The sequence below is a fragment of the Streptomyces bambusae genome (genome assembly GCF_019400985.1).
In the GTDB taxonomy this organism is placed as follows: Bacteria; Actinomycetota; Actinomycetes; order Streptomycetales; family Streptomycetaceae; genus Streptomyces; species Streptomyces bambusae_A.
Map to the genome: position 1 here is coordinate 1 of NZ_WTFF01000685.1, position 957 is coordinate 957.

Below are 957 nucleotides of genomic sequence, written 5' to 3' on the forward strand. Positions count from 1 at the left end.
GTGTGGCTCCCCGTCGGGCCGGGTGGCCGGTGTGGCTCCCCGTCGGGCCGGGTGGCCGGTGTGGCTCCCCGTCGGGCCGGGTGGCCGGTGCGGCCCCCGGCGAGCCGGCGGCTGGTGTGGCCCCGGACGGGCCGGTGGGGCCGGTGGGGCCGGTGGCGGCCGGCCCCGGCCGGGTCAGTGGTGCTTGTGCCTCAGGACGATGTCCCCGTGGGACTCGGCGAGGTACGACACCCGCACGCTGAAGGGCGAGGAGCCCAGCGTCGCCGACTGCAGCCGGACCTCGGCACCGGCCGGGCCCTCGTGCAGGACCCGGCCCCAGGCCGGGCCGACCGTCGCGGACCACTTGTGCTGCCGGCCGTCGCAGACGGCCTCCTCACCGCCGAATCCCACGCGGGTGGAATCCTGGGCGACGGCCGCCTGAATCTGCACCCCATGGGGTGATGCGGCGGAACAGCGGTAGGTGCCGTGGAGGGTGACGGCACCGTCGTCGGAAATAGTGCCGTAAGGCGATACGGAAATACCATCGCCATGGCCGCCGGCGCCGGCCGGGGTGGCGAATACCGTGGCTGTGGCCAGCGCGGACAGCGCGGCGACGGCCAGTCGGCGGGGGGAAATGCGCATGAATCCTCCGGGGGTGTGAGGCGGCGGAAATCCACCGGAACGAATTGTGCTGGTCATCCGGCCGCATCTCGCTGCGCACACTCGTGTCGGTGGGTGCAATTGCCCGCTCGGCCGCGTGAGACTGGCCGGAATCCGCCCGAAGGGATTCCTCGTGCACGACATCGCCTCTCCCGCCCCGCACGTCTCCACTCCGCACGTCTCCGCCCCGCGCGCCTCCGCCCCGCACGTCTCCGCCCCGCACATCCCCGCTCCCGGCCGCGCCCCGGCCGGCCCCCGCCCCCGCCCCCGGCGGTCCCGGTGGGGCGTCCTGCTGCCCGCGCTCCTGCTGCTCGGCGG

The 957-nt window shown here is 75.2% G+C and carries 1 protein-coding gene and 1 pseudogene; one reads left to right on the top strand and one right to left on the bottom strand.

The window, feature by feature from the left end:
• Nucleotides 1-174: 174 nt before the first annotated feature.
• Entirely contained in the window at nt 175-621 is a 447-nt protein-coding gene (locus tag GPJ59_RS36540) for a DUF6299 family protein (RefSeq protein WP_219672395.1), read from the bottom strand.
• Nucleotides 622-736: 115 nt separating this feature from the next.
• Between GPJ59_RS36540 and GPJ59_RS36545 the strand changes: the two are divergent.
• Nucleotides 737-957, top strand: a pseudogene (locus GPJ59_RS36545) (hypothetical protein); the annotation flags it as partial.

What these genes read in the sequence shown, in the direction of transcription:
- GPJ59_RS36540 (WP_219672395.1), bottom strand. Translation starts at nt 621, where the DNA reads ATGCGCATTTCCCCCCGCCGACTGGCCGTCGCCGCGCTGTCCGCGCTG.